The sequence below is a fragment of the Proteiniclasticum aestuarii genome (assembly GCF_017368455.1).
GTDB classification, from domain to species: Bacteria; Bacillota; Clostridia; order Clostridiales; family Clostridiaceae; genus Proteiniclasticum; species Proteiniclasticum aestuarii.
The window spans coordinates 181,327-200,476 of sequence record NZ_JAFNJU010000006.1 but is presented as its reverse complement, the minus strand read 5'-3'; the positions used below and the strand labels follow the sequence as shown (position 1 = coordinate 200,476).

Sequence of the window (19,150 nt, the reverse complement as noted above, 5' to 3'; positions counted from 1 at the left end):
CATCTTCCCATCCTGATTCCGATTCAGATTCGTCAAACAGTTCACGGTTTCGTAAAAGCTTATCAACATTTTAATGCTATGATATCCATAGAAACACATTCCATTCGTGGAAAATATCATGTGAGGTGAAATAATTTGAATACGACCATTTGCGATGCCATCAGAGATGGCGAGATCATTGAATTTGAGTATGAAGGAGCCGTCAGAATCGTGGAACCCTTTATCTATGGAACAGACATAAACGGTGTAGGACTCCTGAGAGGCTATCAGATCGGCGGCTTCAACAAAGCCAACGACAACAGCTACACCTGGGATATCTACGAAGTGGAAAAGATGAGTACAGTGAAGTTCATCGGCAAGAAATTCGATGACAAGAGAGCAGGATATGATCCCAATGATCCTTCTTTCAAAAGTATTTTCTGCAAGTTCTAAACCCTTTCATTTTCTCCTGGAAGATTTTCCCCGTCTTCCGGGAGATTTTACTGTCGAGAAAAAGATGAAACACCCGCCTGCTGACTAGGCCCATCAGCGTGCGGGTGTTCCTTTTATGATGGTTTTACTTGGTTCTTTTTTTCTGCTGCACCAGATTCAGCTGCCGTGCAGCCTCTCTCTTTTTCTCTCTTTGCTTGCAGTGTATCGGGCGCGCCCTACAGCGTCACACCGGTCTTGAAGATGGAGATTTCTCTGAATCCGGATTTCTCATTGTTCACCAGTTCTCCGCTGGCGACTGCGATGACGTAGTCGATGAATTCCTTCGTCATGTCATCGGAGGGTTTTCCATCGAGCATCTGTCCCGCATTGAAATCAATCCAGTGGGGTTTCAGGGCTGCGATGCGTGAATTGGAGGAGATCTTCACCGTGGGCACAAAGCTGCCGAAAGGTGTGCCTCTGCCGGTGGTGAACAGAACCATATGGCATCCGGATGCCCCCAGGGCAGTGGAGGCCACCAGATCGTTTCCTGGCGCACTGAGGAGGTTCAGCCCCTTCTTCGCAGCAATCTCTCCATACTTCAGCACATCCGTCACCATGGAGCTGCCGCCCTTCTGGGTACATCCCAGGGACTTGTCTTCCAGAGTGGAGATGCCACCATCCTTGTTGCCAGGAGAGGGATTCTCGTAGATCGGCTGCTTGTTGTCGATGAAGTACTGCTTGAAATCATTGATGAGGTGAACGATCTTTCCGAAGACCTCCTCATTTTCCGCCCGGTCCATGAGGATGGTTTCCGCACCGAACATTTCCGGCACTTCCGTCAGAATGGTGGTTCCCCCTTTTGCCACCAGGTAGTCTGAAAGTCTTCCCAGAAGCGGATTGGCTGTGATGCCTGAGAATCCGTCGGACCCTCCGCACTTGAGGCCAATGGAAAGCTCTGAAACAGGCACTTCCTCGCGCTGATCCTTCTTCATTTCCTCGTAGAGGCTGGTCAGGGCCCTTATGCCTTCTTCGATCTCGTTGCCCACCTGCTGGGTCACGATGAACTTCGTTCTCTTTTCATCATAGTCCCCCACAGCGACCTTGAAATCCTCCATGACATTGTTCTCGCAGCCCAGTCCCAGCACCAGCACGCCACCGGCATTGGGATGCTTCACCAGGTCCGCCAGAATGGTCTTGGTGTTTTCATGGTCATCACCCAGCTGGGAGCATCCATAGTTGTGATTGAAGACTTCGATGGCGTCGATGCCTTCCGGCTGGACCCTTTCCCTGAACTTCTTTATGATGAGCTCCGCCACGCCGTTGACGCAGCCCACGGTGGGGACGATCCACAGCTCGTTTCGTATGCCGACCTTTCCGTCTTTCCTTCTGTATCCTCTGAAGGTGTCCGGTCCGTCGAAGACCTTGTAGTCTTCTTCCTTCGGATTGTAGCTGTACTCCATCAGGTCATGAAGTCCTGTCTTCACGTTGGAAGTATGGACATGCGCACCCTTTGCGATGGGTGCTCTGGCGTTTCCAATGGAGAAGCCGTATTTCACAATGGCTTCTCCCCCTTCGATGTCTCTTAGGGCCATCTTGTGTCCCGTCGGGATGTCACTGAGGGCGGTATAGGTAATGCCGTTTACCTCAATCTCTTCTCCTTTACTGACATCCGTGAGCGCCACCGCCACATTGTCTTTCTCGGTGATGAGATAGAGTCTGTTCTCTTTTTCCATCTTTCTATTTCCTTTCTATAAGCTCTTCAGCATTTCTTTCGTGCCCAGGGTCAGGATATTGTGCAGGTGCGTGGTCACCGCTTCTTTAAGTCCTTCCACTTCCGTCAGGTCCTGATACCAGAGATCCTTGTTGGCTAGAATTCTTTCCACCAGAATGGTGATGTCTTTTTCCTGCCAGATCTTTTCGAAGAACTGCAGATTCTTGCGGTCATCCTTCACCGGATACTTTTCTCCGTTTTCTCTCACGCCGAAGAATCCCTCTTCCTCTTCTTTCACGTCATAGAACTTCAGAAGCGCCGCCAGCGCATAGGTCATTCTCACGGGAAGAACCCCTTTCTCCGCCTTGTAATCCAAGAGAGACGGCAGGCATCTGGCTGTGAACTTGGAAACGGAATTCAGTGAGATATCAAGCAGTCTGTGCTTGATGAAGGGATTGCCGAACCGCTCAAACACCGCATCGGCAAAGGCCTTCAGCTCGTCATCGGGAAGGTCTATGGTCGGAATGATTTCATCAAAAATCAGCGCCTTCAGGTAGGTATTGTAGTCCGCATCTTCAATGAACTGACCGACAAAATCAAATCCGGAGAGATAAGCGGAAAGCACAGTGGAGGTGTGGGCACCGTTTAAGATTCTCACCTTTCTCTTCTTGTAGGGACGTGCATCGTCTGTCCAGATGACGTTGGCACTGGTCTTCTGGATGGGGAACATTTGCGCATACTTCTTGTCTGCTTCGATGACCCAGAGATTGAAGACTTCGGATGTGACCATAAGATTGTCTTCATAGCCGAACTTCTCGCTGTAGGCTTCCACTTCGTCTCTTGGATAGCCCGTGACGATCCGGTCCACCAGGGTATTGGCAAAGGAGCAGGCCTCATCGAGCCAGGTGATGAAAGCAGGTTCCAGGTTCCATTCGGAAGCGTACTGCTTCACGATTCTCTCCAGTTCTCCTCCGTTGTTGTCTATGAGCTCCACCGGCAGAAGCAGAATGCCTCTCTCCTTGTCTCCGTCAAAGTGCTTATATCTGTGATAGAGGAACTTGCAGATCTTGGCAGGAAATGCCTTTGGCAGCGGATCTTCCAGCTTGTCTCCCTCCACATAGCTGATGCCGGCTTCTGTGGTGTTGGAGACGATGACCTGAAGGTCGCCACTTTCCGCCATGGCCATATAGCCTTCATAGTCTTCAAAAGGATTGATTCCGCGGGACACGGATGTGATGGCTTTGACCTTCTCCGTCTTCTCCCCGTTTTCCAGTCCTCTCATGATCAGCGTGTACATTCCGTTCTGATCGTTGATCCTATCCACCATGCCGCGCTCGATGGGCTGCACAATCACGACGCTTCCATCAAAATGTCTTTCGTCGTTGGCTTCGTCGATCATCCAGTCCACAAAGGCTCTCAGGAAATTCCCTTCTCCGAACTGCAGCACCTTTTCCTTGAGATGTCCGTTTTTCTTCTGGATGGTATCTTTGATGTTTTTCATTTTTTCCTCCTTGGGCGTTACGCCGGTTTCATTTGTAATAGACAGTGACGGGCTAAGATGGTTTCTTTGGTTTCTCCAGTGACGGCCTTGTTAAAAGTATGAATAAATCACGAACTTTCCTTGTATTAAGGGCTTTGCGCTTAAAACAGATTCCATATGATGTATAATTTAATTGTATCAACTACAGTCTGTAATCCGTTTCCAGACCATCTATAGGAGGCTTATTTTATGTATAAACAACTGATTAAAGATCTTAAAGGGGATTCCCTCAAACCTTACTATGAAGGTATAAAAGTCTACACCGATTCTCTTTCGCAGTATCTGGCCGCAAAGGTCGTCCTGATCCGCCAGGGTGCTCAGAAGTTTCTGGTGGCTACAGGCTCCGGTGAACTCTATGAGGATCTCATCGGATACGAGAACAACGGTTTCAAGCTGGCTTTTCCCACCCATGAGAACAGGCTGGTCCTCAATAAATACTTCCCCTACACTGCCCCCGTGGCAAACACGGAGCACAGAACATCCGTGGGCCTTGGCGATCGGCTCGGTCTTGCGACTCCTGGTCACATCCGCGCTGTGAAAGACACCGATGTGTTCCCGATCTTTGCCCAGCAGAGTGTTAGGGAACTGGATATGACCCACCGAAAATATGAGGATGTCATTGATGCCGCTTCCTATGCAGTCTTCCAGGAAGGCTACAAGAAAGGCTTCGGTGCAGATGGGGATCATCTGAAGACCAAGGAAGATATCCTGAAAGAACTGGATCTGGGCGCAACCATGATCACACTGGATTCCTCCGAGAAAATCGACAACACCATTCTGGATCTGAATGATGAAGAACTTCTGACCAAGTATGAAGTGCTGGATGCCTCCATCCGCTCCTACTATGAAGAGAAATATCTGGATTCGGATGTGAAATTCGAAGGTCTGAGCCTTTCCATCAGTAAAATCCAGCTCATGAGAGATGTGCTCACCTATTATGCAGCCATAAGCTTCATTCAGGAAGTCTATGAAGAGATCATCAAGCCCTATAAACTACCTCTGGATTTTGAGATCTCCATCGATGAGACCTCCACACCGACCAATCCCATCTCCCACTACATCATCGCTCAGGAGCTGAAGGACCGAAACATCATCATCTCCACCATGGCACCAAGATTCATCGGTGAATTCCAGAAAGGCATCGACTATATCGGTGACCTGGATATGTTCACCCAGGACATCAGAGCCCATGTGGCCATCGCCGAGCATTTCGGATACCGGATCAGTGTGCATTCAGGCAGTGACAAGTTTTCCATCTTCCCCATTGTGGCAAGAGAGACCCATGGAAAGTTCCATGTGAAGACCGCTGGCACAAACTGGCTGGAAGCTGTGGAAGTCCTGGCGGAAAAAGAGCCTGCGCTCTATCGCGAGGTCCACGCCCATGCGCTGGACAGGTTCAGTGATGCCACTGCCCTTTACCATGTGACCACCAATCTCAACAACATCCCCTCTCTTCATGATATGGAAGACGATAAGCTTCCCGAGTATCTCAAAAACAATGATGCACGGCAGCTTCTTCATATCACCTACGGATATATCCTGAGAGACCAGGACGAGCACGGAAACTTCCTCCTGAGAGAACGTTTCTTCGATGCCCTGGATGACCATATGGAGGACTACACCAAGCATCTGGATGAACACATCAGCAGGCATCTTGCACTGCTGAACCTGAAATAGAAACAGCTTTAAAGAAAGCAGCTCCTGCAGATTCCAGCAGAGGCTGCTTCTTATTTTGCCTGAAATCTTTAAAACTCAATAAGCACTTTCAGCATATTGGCAGCATTCTGGTCGAAATCCGAAAATGCTTTGGCAGCATCATCAAAATCGTATATATCTGTAATGATCTTCTCTAAATCCACTTTACCAGATTTGACAATGTCAATCAATTCAACAAAATCTGAAGTCAGCGCATTTCTTGAACCATATACATTGAGTTCTTTCTTCTGAATGATTGTGAAGTTGAAATCAAGATTCTTCTTCCCAACTCCGATCAGTACCACTCTTCCGCCAAATGTTGCTGCATCGATGCAATTCTGAAAAGTGGATGGCAGACCTACTGCTTCAATGGTCACATCAAAGCCATTTCCGTCTGTGATTTCCGCTACACCCTTTTCAAAATTCTCAGGCGTATCGTTCAGGATTGTTCCTTCCACACCGAAATTCTTGGCAAACTCCAGTTTCTTCTCGGAAATATCAGAAATATAAACCTCAGCACCAAATGATTTTGCTGCAATGGCAGCCAGAACACCAATTGTACCTGCTCCAACAATCAGCACTTTATCTTTGGCATTCACTGAAGCTCTCTTCACTCCATGAAAACTGATGCAGAATGGTTCAATCAGTGTCAGTGTTTTTGGTGTAAGTCCTTTGCCGTCTATGATTCTCTCAACGGGCATCGTAATGTACTCAGCAAAACCACCTTCTCTCTGAACACCCATGGTCTGATTGGTCGTACAGGCATTGACAAGTCCTCTCTGGCAGGAATAGCATTTTCCGCAGTTGAAGTAAGGATTCACTGTAACGTGCATTCCCTCCTTCAAGCCATAGGAATTCTCTCCGATTTCCACGATTTCAGCACTGAGCTCATGTCCAGGCGTTCTAGGATATTCGAAATAGGCAAAAGTTCCCCTGTAGGAACCCAGATCGCTTCCGCAGATTCCACCGTATAATACCTTTAACAGTGCTTCTCCTTCTTTAGGAACAGGTTGTGCGATTTCTTTGATTTCTACTTCACCAGGTTTGTTTATATATATCGCTTTCATTATTTTCTCCTCGCATCTTGTATTTATCATGTATACATCATGACACAAATAAGAATTATGAGAGGGTTTCACCCCTGCTCATAATCAGTATATCAGATTTACCAGTCCCATTGAAAAGAATGGAACATAGGTTACCAGCAGTAAGACGATAAACAGTAATCCATAGAACGGAACCGCTTCTTTTATGAAGTCTTTTGTCTTACATCCGGTAATACCGCAAGTGACAAACATCAGTGTACCCATTGGTGGAGACAGTGCTCCGATGGCATTGTTGAAGATGTAGATCATCGCAAAATGAATCTCGTTGATTCCAAAGGCTGCGGCAATGGGTGCCAGCAGTGGTACCAGAATAATCATCGACGCATTTCCTTCAATGAACATCCCTACAATCAGAAGGAATATGTTCACTACGAACAGAAATACGTATTTGTTGCTGATTGTGGCAATGAGCCATTCCGCCAACTGCTGTGGAATTCTCTCTTTGGTCAGTACCCATGAGAAAACACTTGCAGCTGCAACGATGAGCATGATTCCTGATGTGGAACTTACAGTCTCTTTCACCGAAAGCACAGCTTTCTTGAAATCCAGCTCTTTGTAGGCAATGCCCAGAATTATGGCGAGAAGCACGGCGAAGGATCCTGCCTCTGTGGCAGTGACAATTCCTGCTCTGATAGCACCAATGATAGCTACCGGTATCAGCATAGGAAAAAATGCAGGTTTTGCGCCTTCTATAAATTCAGATACAGTCAATCGATTCTCTCTGATTTTAGGATAATTTCTCTTCTTAGAAATGATAGCCACCACACTCATCAGTGCTAGACACAACAGAAGACCGATCCCGACTCCTGAGACAAATAATTTTCCGATGGAAACATTTGCGATGCTACCATATAAGATCATCGCAATTCCAGGCGGAATCAATGGGGTAATCATGGAAGAAGTTGCTGTGATCACAGTAGAGAACGGCTTAGAAAAACCTTTCTTTTCCATTTCAGGCACCAGCATTTTAGACTGCATAGCCGCATCAGCCAGATTCGACCCTGATAGTCCGCCCATCAGTGTGGATAAAAGCACGTTGACGTGTCCTAACCCACCCTTCATTCTACCAGTCAGCATGGAAGCAAAATCAAATATTCTTGATGTGACTCCGCTGTAGTTCATCAGGGATCCTAAAAGCACAAAGAATGGAACTGCCAGTAGAGAGATACTTTCTGTTCCGCCAATGGCCTGCTGTGCAAATACAATGCTGTTCACTCCAGGCGTGAACAAGAAGTAAACCAGTGATGCGCCTAGGATGGCTATGTAGACAGGTACTTTCAGAAACAGAAGTACAAGAAGCAAAACAAATATGATTGATATTAAGTCCATTATTTCTTTTCCTCCTTTACAGCATCCACTTTTCTGTTATTGACGATAAATACACCTATGTAATTCACAAGCATAAGGACGCAGGCTATAGGTACGATCCCATAAACAAGTGTATAGGGAATCCGCAGTATACTTGTGGTTCTTTCACTGCTCTGGAATAAGTCAAAGTACCCCATGCTCTGATAGAGGAGATACCCGATTGTTCCGATTACAATTACAGCAATGAAATATTCAATGATCTTCTGGACTTTCTCAGGTAAGTATTCCACAAGCAGTTCTACGGCAACATGGCCTCCTGCTCTAAATGCATATCCAGCTCCTAAAAAAACAACCCATACCTCGAGGAGGAGTTGAATCTCCTCCATCCAGGTAAATGGATTATTTAGAAAATATCTGGACAGTGCACCGAATAATGTGAGTGTAACCAAGACCACTAATGCAATACCTGCAATGATGATATCTAGATTAATAAGCCAGCTTAGGCCTACTCTTTTATTATTCAATTTATTACACCAATCCTCTCAAATTTGAAGTTATTCTGCTCCCATGGCCTCTCTGACAGTTTCATATAAACCATCTGACCATCCGAATGTGTCACCAAGGTCATAGAATGACATGGCAGCTTCCTTGAATGCTTTCTGAGTAGCTTCATCCACTTCTGTTACTGTTACACCTTCATCTTTAAATTTCTGAAGGTAATCCGCTTCTGCAGCATCTACCAGATCATTATTGTAGAATCCTGCTTCTTCTCCTGTTTTCACAAGAAGCTCCTGCTGTTCTGGTGTCAGGCTGTCAAAGAACATTGTACCAGTTACCCAAGTCGTAAAGTTCTTCACGTGAGCATCAAGAATGAGATACTTTGCTACTTCCTGGAACTTTCTTCCGTATAAAGTTGCAAGTGGATTTTCAACACCTGTGATTGTGCCAGTGGTCAGCGCTTCGTAAGTATCCCCCAGTGGAAGTCCTACTGCAGTTGCACCCATTGCATTAAATCCTTCTGTCTGGATCTGATTGCTTGGCACTCTTACTTTCAGGCCTTTCAGGTCTTCTGGTCCATTAACTGGAGTAGTTGTCATCGTATGTCTGTCACCATATTTCCAGTTGGATGTGACAAGTTTCAGTCCCTTTTCTTCAAGAAGACCGGACTGTTCCTGATACCAGTCACTCTCTGTCAGTGTCCATGCCTGATCCCATGTGTCAAAAAGGAATGGTCCGAATAAGATACCGAAATCCTTCACACCGTAGTCTGCATAGAATGCACCATCTGCCAGTGTCATGACAGGTTCTCCAAGCAGCATGGAGTCAATGAGTTCGTTTTTGCTTCCCAGCTGACTGTCAGGATACAAGACGATCTTCATGGATCCATCTCCCTGTTCATCAACCAGTTCCTGCCACTTTTCCAGCGCCTGTCCGATTGGTTCTGACATGGAGTTTTCAAATCCGATCTGGACTTCAACCACATCACCTGATGGAGTCTCTGCTGGTGTTTCAGCTGGTGTCTCTGATGGAGTCTCCTCTGGTGTATCATTTGTTCCGCAAGCAGTGATGGAAATTGCAAGCATACTTGCTAAGACAATGGATAGAATTTTTTTCATTTTTGTTCCCCCTAAAATATAATCACACAAATACACTCACAATATGTTTACGTAAAGTATTCGTGTTGTATACATGAATGATAATACGATAAGAAACCGTTGTCAATCCGAATTATTGTCTTTCTTCGATTTTATGTTATTTTGCAGAATTTCGGGTGATTATTACAGAATTCAGAATTAATTGGGGCTGATAAAGCGAAGGTATCATATATTATCTGTAATTAAACGGTCTCAATATAATTTCATCATGCTTTGACTGTTAAATTATTATTTTACAGATTCAGATTGTATTCACTCAGCATCATTTTATAGCTGGCTTCTCTTGCTTTTTCCAGATGTGCTTTCAATGATACCGCTGCTTCTTCATATCTGCTTTCCAGAAGATGGGATATGATTTCATCATGCTCTGAAACAGTGCTTTCTATTCTATATTCCACTTTCTGACCCGCTAAGATGCGAAGTCTCATATTATGGTCATAGATCGCTCTCATGGTGTTGATGAGATAGATGTTCCCTGTCTGATTCACAAAATACATATGGAGCTCATCATCGATCTGATAGGATTTTTCGTTGTTCTCAAATTTCTCCATTTTCTCCCATAGAATCTTCAGATAGTCCTTATCGATGTTCATACCATAGTTTCTCAGTGCATAGGGTTCGATGAGAATTCTTGTCTCATAAATCAGCTTGATGTCATTTAGCGTGATATCCTTGACCATGATCCCCTTTTTATAGACGACCTTAACAAGATTATCCTGCTCCAGTCTATTGATGGCTTCCCTCACAGGTGTTCTTGAACTGTTGATTTCATCACATATGATTTTTTCGCTGATCATCTCATTTGGCGGATACTGCCCATAAATTATCTTCTTTTTGATATGTTCATAAGCCATATCGCTTAAACTGTTTCGATTCATCCCATTCTCTCCATTCTTTTCTTTTCTTCATTCTAACATTTAAATAGTAGAATATAAATATCTTATATACGCAAATAAAAATGAAGCCGCTTTCTCACCATGCAAGTACACGACTTCATTTATGTCATTTAACCTTTTTCAGATTGCTGATCGCATATTCATAGAGTGCGTCCCGATGCTTTCCAAGCACTTTATTGTTCAGGATATACCCTCTGTTCGTTGAGGAATAGATGACCAGAAGCGTGGGGTGTTTTACGATTCCCTTCATCTTCTTCCATCTGACAGTGGATTTCTCCTTCCCGGATTTCACATGAACACCCAGCTCGTCAAAGCCGATCTCCATATCCTTGTGCATTCCACTCACCTGTCTCTTGGCTCTTCTGTAGATCAGAAGCGGCTGAATCACGGTGAAGAGAGAAAGTCCCAAGATCAGGAGTACTTTCAGATACCCGTTCACTTCCGACCAGTATTTCACGGTCAGTGGAACCATGGCGGCAGTGAATATGATATTGACCAGTCCCACCATGGACTTATAGATGCCATACATGGACAGCTGCCACAGGTCCGATGCCTTGGTCTCATAATTAAACTGAAACTTCATAGGGCTCCTTTACTTGGCAAACAGGGATGGCAGCCACAGGCTGATCGCCGGTATGAACGTGATGAGCAGCAGCGTTATGAGCATGGCCACATAGAACGGAAGCGTTGCCTTGACGATCTTTTCCATGGGCTGCTTACTCACCGCTGAACCGATGAAGAGGACCGCGCCAACCGGTGGGGTCAGTAGACCGATACCACAGTTTAAGATGACCATGATACCGAACTGAATCGGTGTGAGTCCGATGGATACTGCAATAGGCAGAAGAATCGGCGTTGCGATCAGAATGATCGGTGCCATATCCATGATCATACCCAGAACCAGCAGAAGCACGTTCAGAAGCAGTGCGATGATGATGGGATTGTCCGTTAATCCGATGATGGCATTGGAAGCCAAAGTCGGTACATGTAGCCTTGTAAGCATGAAACCGAAGATACTGGATGTGGAAATCAGAATCATGACGATGGAAAGTGTGTTGACACAGTCTCCAAGGGCATTCCATACCCCTTTCCAGTCCAGACCCTTATAGATGAACACGCTGACAATGAGGCTATAGATAACAGCAATCGCTGCTGATTCAGTTGCCGTGAATACACCACCTACAACGCCGAATACCACGATGAGTACCGCTGCCAGTGCCCAGAAGGATGTCAGAAGCTGCTTCAAGAGACTCATCAAGTTGAACTTATCTCCTTTTGGGTAATTGCGCTTCACAGAGATGATGTAGGACATGACCATAAGGGAAACCGCCAGGATCGCTCCAGGCATGTATCCTGCAAGGAACAGACTTCCTACGGAAATACCGCCGGCAGTGGTTGCATAGATGACCATGTTGTGGCTGGGTGGAACAAGGAGTCCCTCCACAGAAGACGTGATGGTTACAGCTGTGGAAAAGTCCGCATCATACCCTTCATCCACCATCATGGGTATGAGGATGCTTCCAAGAGAAGCGGTATCCGCTGCCGCGGAACCCGAGATTCCTCCGAAAAAGTAGGATGCCACGATATTCACCATGGCAAGACCACCGCGCATCCATCCCACAAAGGAGTTGGCCAGTGCAATGAGCTTATCCGATATACCGCCCGACCCCATGAGCACACCCATGGTGATGAAGAACGGAACCGCCATGAGGCTGAAGGAGCTGATGCCCTTGACCATCTGCTGCGCTATGGTTGTAAGAGGAAGACCCTCATACAGAAGTGTCAGCATGGAGGAAATGGCAACGGCGTAGGCAATGGGGAAACGAAGGAAAATCATAACTAAGAAACTGCCTAAAAGAATCAGTATGGCCATACTCTGTTCACTCATTTACTTCGCCTCCTTTACAACATAGAATCTTTTCAGATGATTATAGAGTGATTCGATGAGGAACAGAATCATTGCTCCACCTGCCAGAGGAATCGGGAAATACATCCAGAATCTGGAGATGGAAGGCATGCTGACATAGGTACCTCTTGAACCGATCTGTACGGCATACTGCCAGCCCACCACGAGCATGACGATGGCCAGTGCGAATACAAAAAGATCCGATATGATATCCAGAACAATTAGTGCCTTTTCGGGGATGTACTTGTCAAATGCAGTCATACGGATATGACTGTTCTTTCTGATGGCCAGCGCTGCGGCCAGCACAGCCATGTAGGACATGGCGGATAATACGACTTCTTCACTCCAGGCTGGATCGGGGATGAATTCCACATAACGACCTGTGACAGCCATGGTAGTGATCAGTATGTCTATGATTAATAAGATCTTGCAGAGAAACAGGACTACATTGTAGATTGCATCATAGGCTGGCTTGATCTTATCGAATTTCTCAAAAAAACTTGGCATACCTTAACCTTACCTCCTTAAAAATACATGATATGAGGGGATTTCCTTTGTGCTTCCTAAATAGATGAAAGAAGCGCACAAAGTAAATGATTTACCTTATGCTCTTCCTGATAAAAATAGTAGGACACAAAGGATGTGCTCCTTTGTGTCCTACATCATCCTACACTTTTACTGTTTTATTTCCATAGAGACTAAGGCTGCATGTCGAGGATCTGCTGGTACAGTTCTTCGAAGCCTTCTGTTTCAGCTTCCACAACGTCCTTGACAGCTGCCTGCCATGGTGCTGGATCGGTAACTTCAACGATGTTGATTCCTTCGTCTTTCAGACTCTGAAGTACTTCGTTTTCAGCTTCTTCGGAAATCTGTCTGTTGAACTCTGATGCATATTCGCCAGCTTCCATCAGGATATCCTGCTGTTCTGGTGTCAGGCTGTCCCATGCTTCGTTGGTGATGATGACCTGGATTGCGCCAAGGGTATGACCATCAAGAATCATGTTCGGAGCAACTTCCTGGAATGCATTGGACTTGTAGTTAGCGATGGGCTGTTCTGCTCCATCAACAACACCTGTCTGAAGCGCTGAGTACAGTTCACCAAAGGATACTACTGTAGGGGATGCGCCAAGACCGTTGACCATACCATTCATGACAGGGTCATTGGACACTCTCAGCTTCATGCCTGCCAGGTCTTCAATGCTGTTTACAGGATCCACAGTGAAGAAATGACGGAAACCTTCTTCTCCGTAGAATAGTCCTCTTACTCCTGTTCCATTTTCAAATGGCTCAAGCAGGAAGTCAGGAGCTAAATCGGAAGTAGCAAAGTTCCAGAAGTGTTCTCTGTTTACAAATGTGTATGGGATGGAAAGAAGCTTGGACTTTTCTCCGCCATAGGAAGTCAGCGCGAAGGCTGAGATACGGGACATATCAATTGTTCCGCCTCCACCAAGCATGGTGTCAAGCACGTCATTTTCAGATCCCAGAACGCCTGAAGCCTGAATTTCGATGGTGATCTTTCCATTGGAAAGCTCTTCCACTTTTTCTTTGAATGCTGTGTCAGTCTGTCCTACGATGGTGTCCAGTGGATTAACTTCAGCATAGACCAAGGTCACTTCAGGCATATCATCTGAAGGTTCTTCTTCTCCTTCAGCAGGTTCTTCTGCTGGAGTTTCTGCTGGAGTCTCATCTGGAGTTTCTGGTGAGGTCAGTCCGCACCCTGCGAAGAAAGCGACGAGTACCAGACTGGATAAGGTTGCTAGAATTTTTTTCTTGTTCATTTTGTCCCCCTGTATTTTATATTTTAATAGGTAACAATACTACGGTGTGTTTCCATCAGATGTTTCTTCTGAAAACAGTATCTCTTTCCCACTGACGCCAGGCACCACCCCCTATATGGCTTCTGATTCTATAAAGAAGTATTCTTTATAAGCAATTAAATGTATTTCTGAGTCCGGTCGGATCATTTGATGAAATAGTCGGGATGCTCTCGTCTGATGAGTTCTTCATCCACCTTGTATCTGGACAGGTGCTTCGTCATCAGTTCTGATGCCTCCTCTTTGTCTCTCTTTCGGATGGCTGCGACGATTTCCGTATGATCATCCAGCAGCTCCTCCACCTCCTTGTCTGTATGAAGCCGCATCATCCTGACCCGGTCAAAGTGAATCATCATGCTGTCCATCAGATGATACACCTGCATCTTGTTCGCAATCACAAAAAGGTGTCTGTGAAAATCGTTATCCATCTGGAAGAACTTCCCGATGGCATCTGCCTCCAAAAAGCTTCGCTGCAGGCTGATGATTCGCTCCAGTTCATACAGATCGTTCTCCGACGCCCTGTCACAGACCAGCTCAATGACAGCTTTCTCAAGGACCAGTCGCATGAATCTAGATTCATCCACCAGCTCGTAGTCGATTTTCGAGATATAACTGCCCTTCTGCGGAAATATATCTACAATCTGACTTTTACTGAGCTCAATGAGGGCTTCTCTGGTGGGTGTTCTTGAAATCCCCATTTCCATTGCCAGCTCTTTCTCGCTGACCATGCTGCCAGGAGAAAGATTCAGCGTGACGATATTTCTTCTCAGTGTGCGAAAGGCATACTCTCTCGCAGTTTCTTTTACATTCCTTGCCTTGACTTCCATGGAGCAACTCCTCTCTGGGATCAGATCTTCTCATATTCTAAACCGGCCCCATCATAACCCCTGATGAACTTTAACAAAGAAAATGCTCATGGTACCATCCGATCTTACACTCTTCTTCAAAGACTCTTCATCCCTCTACGAGAAATGATAACCTTTGCAGTCATTTTATGTAAATTTTACCACTAGTATACTAGTAGGTCAATTAGGAATTCATAATATTTCAAGTCAGGCGGATAATAATTATACATGGATGGCTTTGTTCATGGGGATCCCTGCCGTTTATGATTCTATAAAAAAGCTATCCTGCTCAATCATTTCCTCTTACCGTTTTCTCACTGAGAGACTTCCCCTCCAGCTTTACCTTCAGAAGCTTTAAATACTTATACACTTCACAGCGTAACTATGTCAGCATTTCTCATTCTGTCCAAACCCTTCTCTGCTTTCTCATAGTGAACCCTTGACTTCGTTCAGCGCTCATAGAAGAATCCAATCATGGCATGCCCTTTCCTCTCCTCAGTGTTTGATGAACAGGAAAAGTGAGGAAAAGATCCCTCTTCCCCTCACACTTTGTCCTCTGATTTATTTTATTGATATGTTCGGACAGGCCCTACATATTGAAGTACTTCTCCGCATTCAGGTAGGAGATTTCCTTCACCATGGAGCCGAGCAGTTCATAATCTTCTGGTGCTTCTCCCTCTTCCACCCATTTTCCGATGAGATTACACAGGATTCTTCTGAAGTAATCATGTCTTGGGTAGGAAATGAAGGATCTGGAGTCTGTGAGCATACCCACAAACTTGCGCAATAGAGACAGGTTGGCCAGAGAAATCATCTGCTTCTCCATGCCGTCCTTCTGATCGTTGAACCACCAGCCTGAACCGAACTGAATCTTCATGATGCCGTCTGTTTCTCCCTGGAAATTACCGATCATGGTACCCAGTACATCATTGTCTCTGGCATTGAGTGTATACAGAATGGTCTTTGGCAGATTGTCTTCCTTGTCCAGTGTGTTCATGAGTTTTGAAAGGGAAGCGGCAATGAGTTCATCATTGATGGAATCAAAACCGGTGTCTGCACCCAGTCTCTTGAACATTCTGGTATTGTTGTTTCTCAAAGCGCCAAGATGATACTGCTGAGCCCAGCCTCTCTCCTTGTACATCTTTCCAAGTTCCAGCAGCATGAAGGTTTTATACTTCTCTGTGTCTTCTCTGGAAATCACCTTGCCGGATAAGGCAGCGGAAATGATCTCTTCCAGTTCTTCCTTTGTGGCTTCCGCAAAGAATACCGTATCCAGACCATGGTCTGAGAGTCTTGCGCCATGTTCATGGAAGAAATCCACTCTCTTCTCTACAGCCTTGACCAGCGAATCTGCATCCTTCACTTCAAATCCCACCAGGTCTCCCAGGATCTTTATGTACTCTGCGTAGCCTTCTCTGTCGATGTTCAGAAGCTTGTCCGGTCTTAAAGCAGGGAGAACCTTCGTTTCAAAGGATGCATCCCTGGCAATGGCGTCGTGATGTTCCAGCGTATCGGCGAGATCATCTGTTGTGCAGATCACATTCACATTGGATTTTCTGATGAGATTTCTCACGTTGAAATCTTCTCCAGCGATGACCGCATTGGCTTTGTCCCAGATCTTCTTCGCGTTTTCCTTGTTGATGGTGTCTTCGATGCCGAAGTACATCTTCAGCTCCAGATGAGACCAGTGATACAGAGGGTTTCCGATGGTGTAGGGAATGGTTTCACAAAAAGCCTCGAACTTCTCAAAATCGGATTTGGAGCCTGTGATGTATTCTTCACTGAATCCCATACTTCTCATGGCTCTCCACTTGTAGTGGTCTCCACCCAGCCAGATGTCGGTGATATTTCTGAATCTGGCATTTTCTGCAATCATTTTGGGGTTCAGATGACAATGATAGTCATAGATCGGCATGTCTTTCGCATACTCGTGATACAGCTTCTTCCCTACATTATTCTTTAACATGAAATCATCGTTTACTATACTCATTTCACTCTTCCTTTCATCATCCAGTTTTCACTTTATGGTACTATCATAGTCTAAAATCCGGGAACTGAAAAGTGCCTACGGTGAACTTCTCCTAAAATCTCCCATGTTAGTATACTAGTAGACATGCTTAGCCCGAATGTTTGATTCTGCATGATTATCAATATAAAACACCATAACCATTATGTTAAATCATATTAACTACTGGAAATCAGGAGTGATTTCCGCTGAAAAAAAATGGATCCAGGGAATCTCCGGATCCATAAAGCATTTTAGTTATCAATCTTTTTTCGCAAGCAGATAGGCACCATATTCCGGTGAGCCTTCAGGCTTATTCAGTGTAAACCTTTCTGGAAGATATGCGCGCAAAGGGTCTAATATGAGTTCCTTCGCCTCAAATACACCGCCAAAATAAGCTACATCCACATCCCCGGTGGTCTCTCTACCGGCAGCAATGACAAGAGATGCCAGTTCTTTAGCGGCCTCATCATAAAGCTCCAGCGCTCTCTTATCCCCTCCAGATGCGGCCTTGTAAAGAATCAGTGCAAGTTTCGCGATATCCTCTCTTCTGTTCCCAAGGGTTTCTCTGACATAAGTAATCAGATCATGTCCATGCTGAAGCTTCAGATGTTTCATCAGAAGATCATAGATGAGACTCTTTTCAAGTCTTCCATCCTCCTCTTTCGAGAACACTTCGAGCAATTTTCTGCCAAGCCAGTAGGCACTGCCTTCATCGCCGAAGAGATACCCCCATCCTCCGCTTCTTCTCATCTTTCCTTGATGTCTGCAGAAAGCGATGGACCCAGTACCTGCGATGAGCATAATGCCGTCTCTTCCTGAAAATGCAGCTTCCATGGCTATTTCGATGTCATTATGAAGCACATATCTCTGGTTTCTGAATTTGTCCGCAAGTGCTGTTTCTATGCTTCTTCTGATTTTCTCTTCTCTTCCATACCCGGCAAGTCCCAATGAAAGGATCAGTTCATTCTCAGAAAAATCGTTTCTATCCTTCAGCACGCTGTACCCTTCATGGAGAATCTCCACCATTCCCTCATAGCCTACTTTCATAAAGTGACAGCTGGGTAGAACCTCCTGGTCCAGGACTTTTCCATCCTCGTTATATAGTGCAAACCTGGTTTTTGTTCCCCCTGCATCAACGCAGATATACTTCATATGAATCCCTACTTTTCCACAAAATTAAATTTCTGCCATGGCTTGATCGCATCGAGAACGAAATGTTCACTCTCCTCAATATGACCTACCACATTACTCTTGCCGGAGTTCTTCATATCTGCCAGGGCAATCTGAAGCTCTCCCGCATAATGACCATACAGACTGGATTCAATGATGACATCCCCTCTGCGAATCATTTCCGGAGCATGGAAGAGTTCGAAGTTCTCTCCCTTGTATTTAACTCTGCTCTGGGTGGATCTTAAATAGTTGCCTGATACATCTCCACGGTTGAAGTGCATCTCTTCCAGAACAATTTTCCTCATGATTTCCGGAATATCTTCTCTCAGCTCTACAAGGAAAGATACCATATCCAGTCTCATTTTAGCCACAGATTCCATTTCCTTAGCACTTGGATAGCAGTTGGAGATGATGATGTCATCAATCCCTCCCAGCGCGATCAGATGCTTAGCCTGGGCAGCCATGGGTTTGTCTCGATGCACTTCCAGGGTTGGCAGGCCATCCGTCACAGGCCATGGTCCGAAGGACCCTTCCACCTGAGAAGTGATGAATGCCGCTGTTCTTAAGCCATGCTTCTTGAATCTTTCTGTGCAGCTTAGAAAGTGCTCTTCCGAAAGTCCTGAATAGATATGGGGATAGAAGTTGTGGCAGGCGATGAGATTGGCTGTATTGGGCTGATAGTCCATGATCGTGTCTATGGTATGGGTGTTGTTACTCATGTTCACTTCAATCTTCAGATCAAAAGGGTTAAAGGTCATGAGGGATTCCTCCAGACCTGTGAATCCCTGATCCAGCCTGATTCCATCTGCTTCGATCTCATGAAAGAATGTCAGATCATTGTAGCTGATGCCCAGTTCCTTGAAGACACGGGGGGATACATCCACGATGACCTCGTACCCCAGGCTTTTGGCGAAACGATTGGTTTCCAGAAATTCCTGTTTGATTTCTTCCGGACTTTTCGTCACGGAAATAAGGCAGGAGAAGATTCGGGAAAAGCCGTAGTGCTTCCCTTTTTCCAGATAGGACATGATTTCTTCTTTGGATGATTTCTCGGGATAGATGGATAAACCTAATTTTCTCATATG

The 19,150-nt window shown here is 45.5% G+C and carries 17 protein-coding genes; 2 read left to right on the top strand and 15 right to left on the bottom strand.

Annotation, left to right across the window (positions count from 1 at the left end; genetic code table 11):
* Positions 1 to 135 precede the first annotated feature (135 nt).
* Entirely contained in the window at positions 136 to 432 is a 297-nt protein-coding gene (locus J3A84_RS09410) for a hypothetical protein (RefSeq protein ID WP_207599763.1), read from the top strand.
* Between the two features lie 215 nt (positions 433 to 647).
* On the opposite strand, the gene J3A84_RS09405 is transcribed toward J3A84_RS09410, so the two are convergent.
* Positions 648 to 2,144, bottom strand: a complete 1,497-nt coding sequence (locus J3A84_RS09405) for a UxaA family hydrolase (protein WP_207599762.1) — start codon at positions 2,142 to 2,144, stop codon at positions 648 to 650.
* A 15-nt stretch (positions 2,145 to 2,159) separates the two neighbouring features.
* Complete coding sequence (locus J3A84_RS09400) at positions 2,160 to 3,623, bottom strand: tagaturonate reductase (RefSeq protein WP_207599761.1); 1,464 nt, start codon at positions 3,621 to 3,623, stop codon at positions 2,160 to 2,162.
* Positions 3,624 to 3,851: 228 nt separating this feature from the next.
* Between J3A84_RS09400 and J3A84_RS09395 the strand changes: the two genes are divergently transcribed.
* Complete coding sequence (locus J3A84_RS09395) at positions 3,852 to 5,339, top strand: tagaturonate epimerase family protein (protein ID WP_207599760.1); 1,488 nt, start codon at positions 3,852 to 3,854, stop codon at positions 5,337 to 5,339.
* Between the two features lie 68 nt (positions 5,340 to 5,407).
* Here J3A84_RS09395 and J3A84_RS09390 read toward each other — a convergent pair whose 3' ends face one another.
* The 13 genes from J3A84_RS09390 to J3A84_RS09330 form a co-directional block, all read right to left on the bottom strand.
* Positions 5,408 to 6,424 (bottom strand): zinc-binding alcohol dehydrogenase family protein, encoded by a 1,017-nt coding sequence (locus J3A84_RS09390; RefSeq protein ID WP_207599759.1) that lies wholly within the window; start codon positions 6,422 to 6,424, stop codon positions 5,408 to 5,410.
* Positions 6,425 to 6,508: 84 nt separating this feature from the next.
* Positions 6,509 to 7,792: a TRAP transporter large permease gene (locus J3A84_RS09385; protein WP_207599758.1), complete on the bottom strand. Its 1,284-nt coding sequence runs from the start codon at positions 7,790 to 7,792 to the stop codon at positions 6,509 to 6,511.
* Positions 7,792 to 8,295 (bottom strand): TRAP transporter small permease, encoded by a 504-nt coding sequence (locus J3A84_RS09380; protein ID WP_207599757.1) that lies wholly within the window; start codon positions 8,293 to 8,295, stop codon positions 7,792 to 7,794. Before J3A84_RS09380 ends, J3A84_RS09385 begins: the two co-directional genes overlap by 1 nt.
* Positions 8,296 to 8,325: 30 nt before the next feature.
* Positions 8,326 to 9,387: a C4-dicarboxylate TRAP transporter substrate-binding protein gene (gene dctP / locus J3A84_RS09375; RefSeq protein ID WP_207599756.1), complete on the bottom strand. Its 1,062-nt coding sequence runs from the start codon at positions 9,385 to 9,387 to the stop codon at positions 8,326 to 8,328.
* A gap of 272 nt (positions 9,388 to 9,659) precedes the next feature.
* Positions 9,660 to 10,304 carry a GntR family transcriptional regulator gene (locus J3A84_RS09370; protein WP_207599755.1) on the bottom strand — a complete coding sequence of 215 codons (645 nt, stop codon included), beginning with the start codon at positions 10,302 to 10,304 and terminating at the stop codon, positions 9,660 to 9,662.
* A 124-nt stretch (positions 10,305 to 10,428) separates the two neighbouring features.
* Positions 10,429 to 10,905, bottom strand: coding sequence for a YcxB family protein (locus tag J3A84_RS09365; RefSeq protein ID WP_207599754.1), 477 nt, complete (start codon positions 10,903 to 10,905; stop codon positions 10,429 to 10,431).
* Positions 10,906 to 10,914: 9 nt separating this feature from the next.
* Entirely contained in the window at positions 10,915 to 12,210 is a 1,296-nt protein-coding gene (locus tag J3A84_RS09360) for a TRAP transporter large permease (RefSeq protein ID WP_207599753.1), read from the bottom strand.
* Complete coding sequence (locus J3A84_RS09355) at positions 12,211 to 12,735, bottom strand: TRAP transporter small permease (RefSeq protein ID WP_207599752.1); 525 nt, start codon at positions 12,733 to 12,735, stop codon at positions 12,211 to 12,213.
* A 191-nt stretch (positions 12,736 to 12,926) separates the two neighbouring features.
* Positions 12,927 to 14,006: a TRAP transporter substrate-binding protein gene (locus J3A84_RS09350; RefSeq protein WP_207599751.1), complete on the bottom strand. Its 1,080-nt coding sequence runs from the start codon at positions 14,004 to 14,006 to the stop codon at positions 12,927 to 12,929.
* Between the two features lie 182 nt (positions 14,007 to 14,188).
* Entirely contained in the window at positions 14,189 to 14,869 is a 681-nt protein-coding gene (locus J3A84_RS09345; RefSeq protein ID WP_207599750.1) for a GntR family transcriptional regulator, read from the bottom strand.
* Positions 14,870 to 15,476: 607 nt separating this feature from the next.
* Positions 15,477 to 16,877 carry a glucuronate isomerase gene (gene uxaC, locus J3A84_RS09340; RefSeq protein WP_207599749.1) on the bottom strand — a complete coding sequence of 467 codons (1,401 nt, stop codon included), beginning with the start codon at positions 16,875 to 16,877 and terminating at the stop codon, positions 15,477 to 15,479.
* A gap of 276 nt (positions 16,878 to 17,153) precedes the next feature.
* Positions 17,154 to 18,047 (bottom strand): N-acetylglucosamine kinase, encoded by an 894-nt coding sequence (locus J3A84_RS09335; RefSeq protein ID WP_207599748.1) that lies wholly within the window; start codon positions 18,045 to 18,047, stop codon positions 17,154 to 17,156.
* 8 nt (positions 18,048 to 18,055) lie between these two features.
* Positions 18,056 to 19,147 carry a DUF871 domain-containing protein gene (locus J3A84_RS09330; protein ID WP_207599747.1) on the bottom strand — a complete coding sequence of 364 codons (1,092 nt, stop codon included), beginning with the start codon at positions 19,145 to 19,147 and terminating at the stop codon, positions 18,056 to 18,058.
* Positions 19,148 to 19,150: the final 3 nt, after the last annotated feature.

Coding starts and splice junctions, on each gene's coding strand:
- J3A84_RS09395 (WP_207599760.1), top strand. CDS start 3,852: ATGTATAAACAACTGATTAAAGATCTTAAAGGGGATTCCCTCAAACCT.
- J3A84_RS09405 (WP_207599762.1), bottom strand. CDS start 2,144: ATGGAAAAAGAGAACAGACTCTATCTCATCACCGAGAAAGACAATGTG.
- J3A84_RS09350 (WP_207599751.1), bottom strand. CDS start 14,006: ATGAACAAGAAAAAAATTCTAGCAACCTTATCCAGTCTGGTACTCGTC.
- J3A84_RS09370 (WP_207599755.1), bottom strand. CDS start 10,304: ATGAATCGAAACAGTTTAAGCGATATGGCTTATGAACATATCAAAAAG.
- J3A84_RS09365 (WP_207599754.1), bottom strand. CDS start 10,905: ATGAAGTTTCAGTTTAATTATGAGACCAAGGCATCGGACCTGTGGCAG.
- dctP (WP_207599756.1), bottom strand. CDS start 9,387: ATGAAAAAAATTCTATCCATTGTCTTAGCAAGTATGCTTGCAATTTCC.
- J3A84_RS09330 (WP_207599747.1), bottom strand. CDS start 19,147: ATGAGAAAATTAGGTTTATCCATCTATCCCGAGAAATCATCCAAAGAA.
- J3A84_RS09345 (WP_207599750.1), bottom strand. CDS start 14,869: ATGGAAGTCAAGGCAAGGAATGTAAAAGAAACTGCGAGAGAGTATGCC.
- J3A84_RS09390 (WP_207599759.1), bottom strand. CDS start 6,424: ATGAAAGCGATATATATAAACAAACCTGGTGAAGTAGAAATCAAAGAA.
- J3A84_RS09400 (WP_207599761.1), bottom strand. CDS start 3,623: ATGAAAAACATCAAAGATACCATCCAGAAGAAAAACGGACATCTCAAG.
- J3A84_RS09360 (WP_207599753.1), bottom strand. CDS start 12,210: ATGAGTGAACAGAGTATGGCCATACTGATTCTTTTAGGCAGTTTCTTA.
- uxaC (WP_207599749.1), bottom strand. CDS start 16,877: ATGAGTATAGTAAACGATGATTTCATGTTAAAGAATAATGTAGGGAAG.
- J3A84_RS09355 (WP_207599752.1), bottom strand. CDS start 12,735: ATGCCAAGTTTTTTTGAGAAATTCGATAAGATCAAGCCAGCCTATGAT.
- J3A84_RS09335 (WP_207599748.1), bottom strand. CDS start 18,047: ATGAAGTATATCTGCGTTGATGCAGGGGGAACAAAAACCAGGTTTGCA.
- J3A84_RS09385 (WP_207599758.1), bottom strand. CDS start 7,792: ATGGACTTAATATCAATCATATTTGTTTTGCTTCTTGTACTTCTGTTT.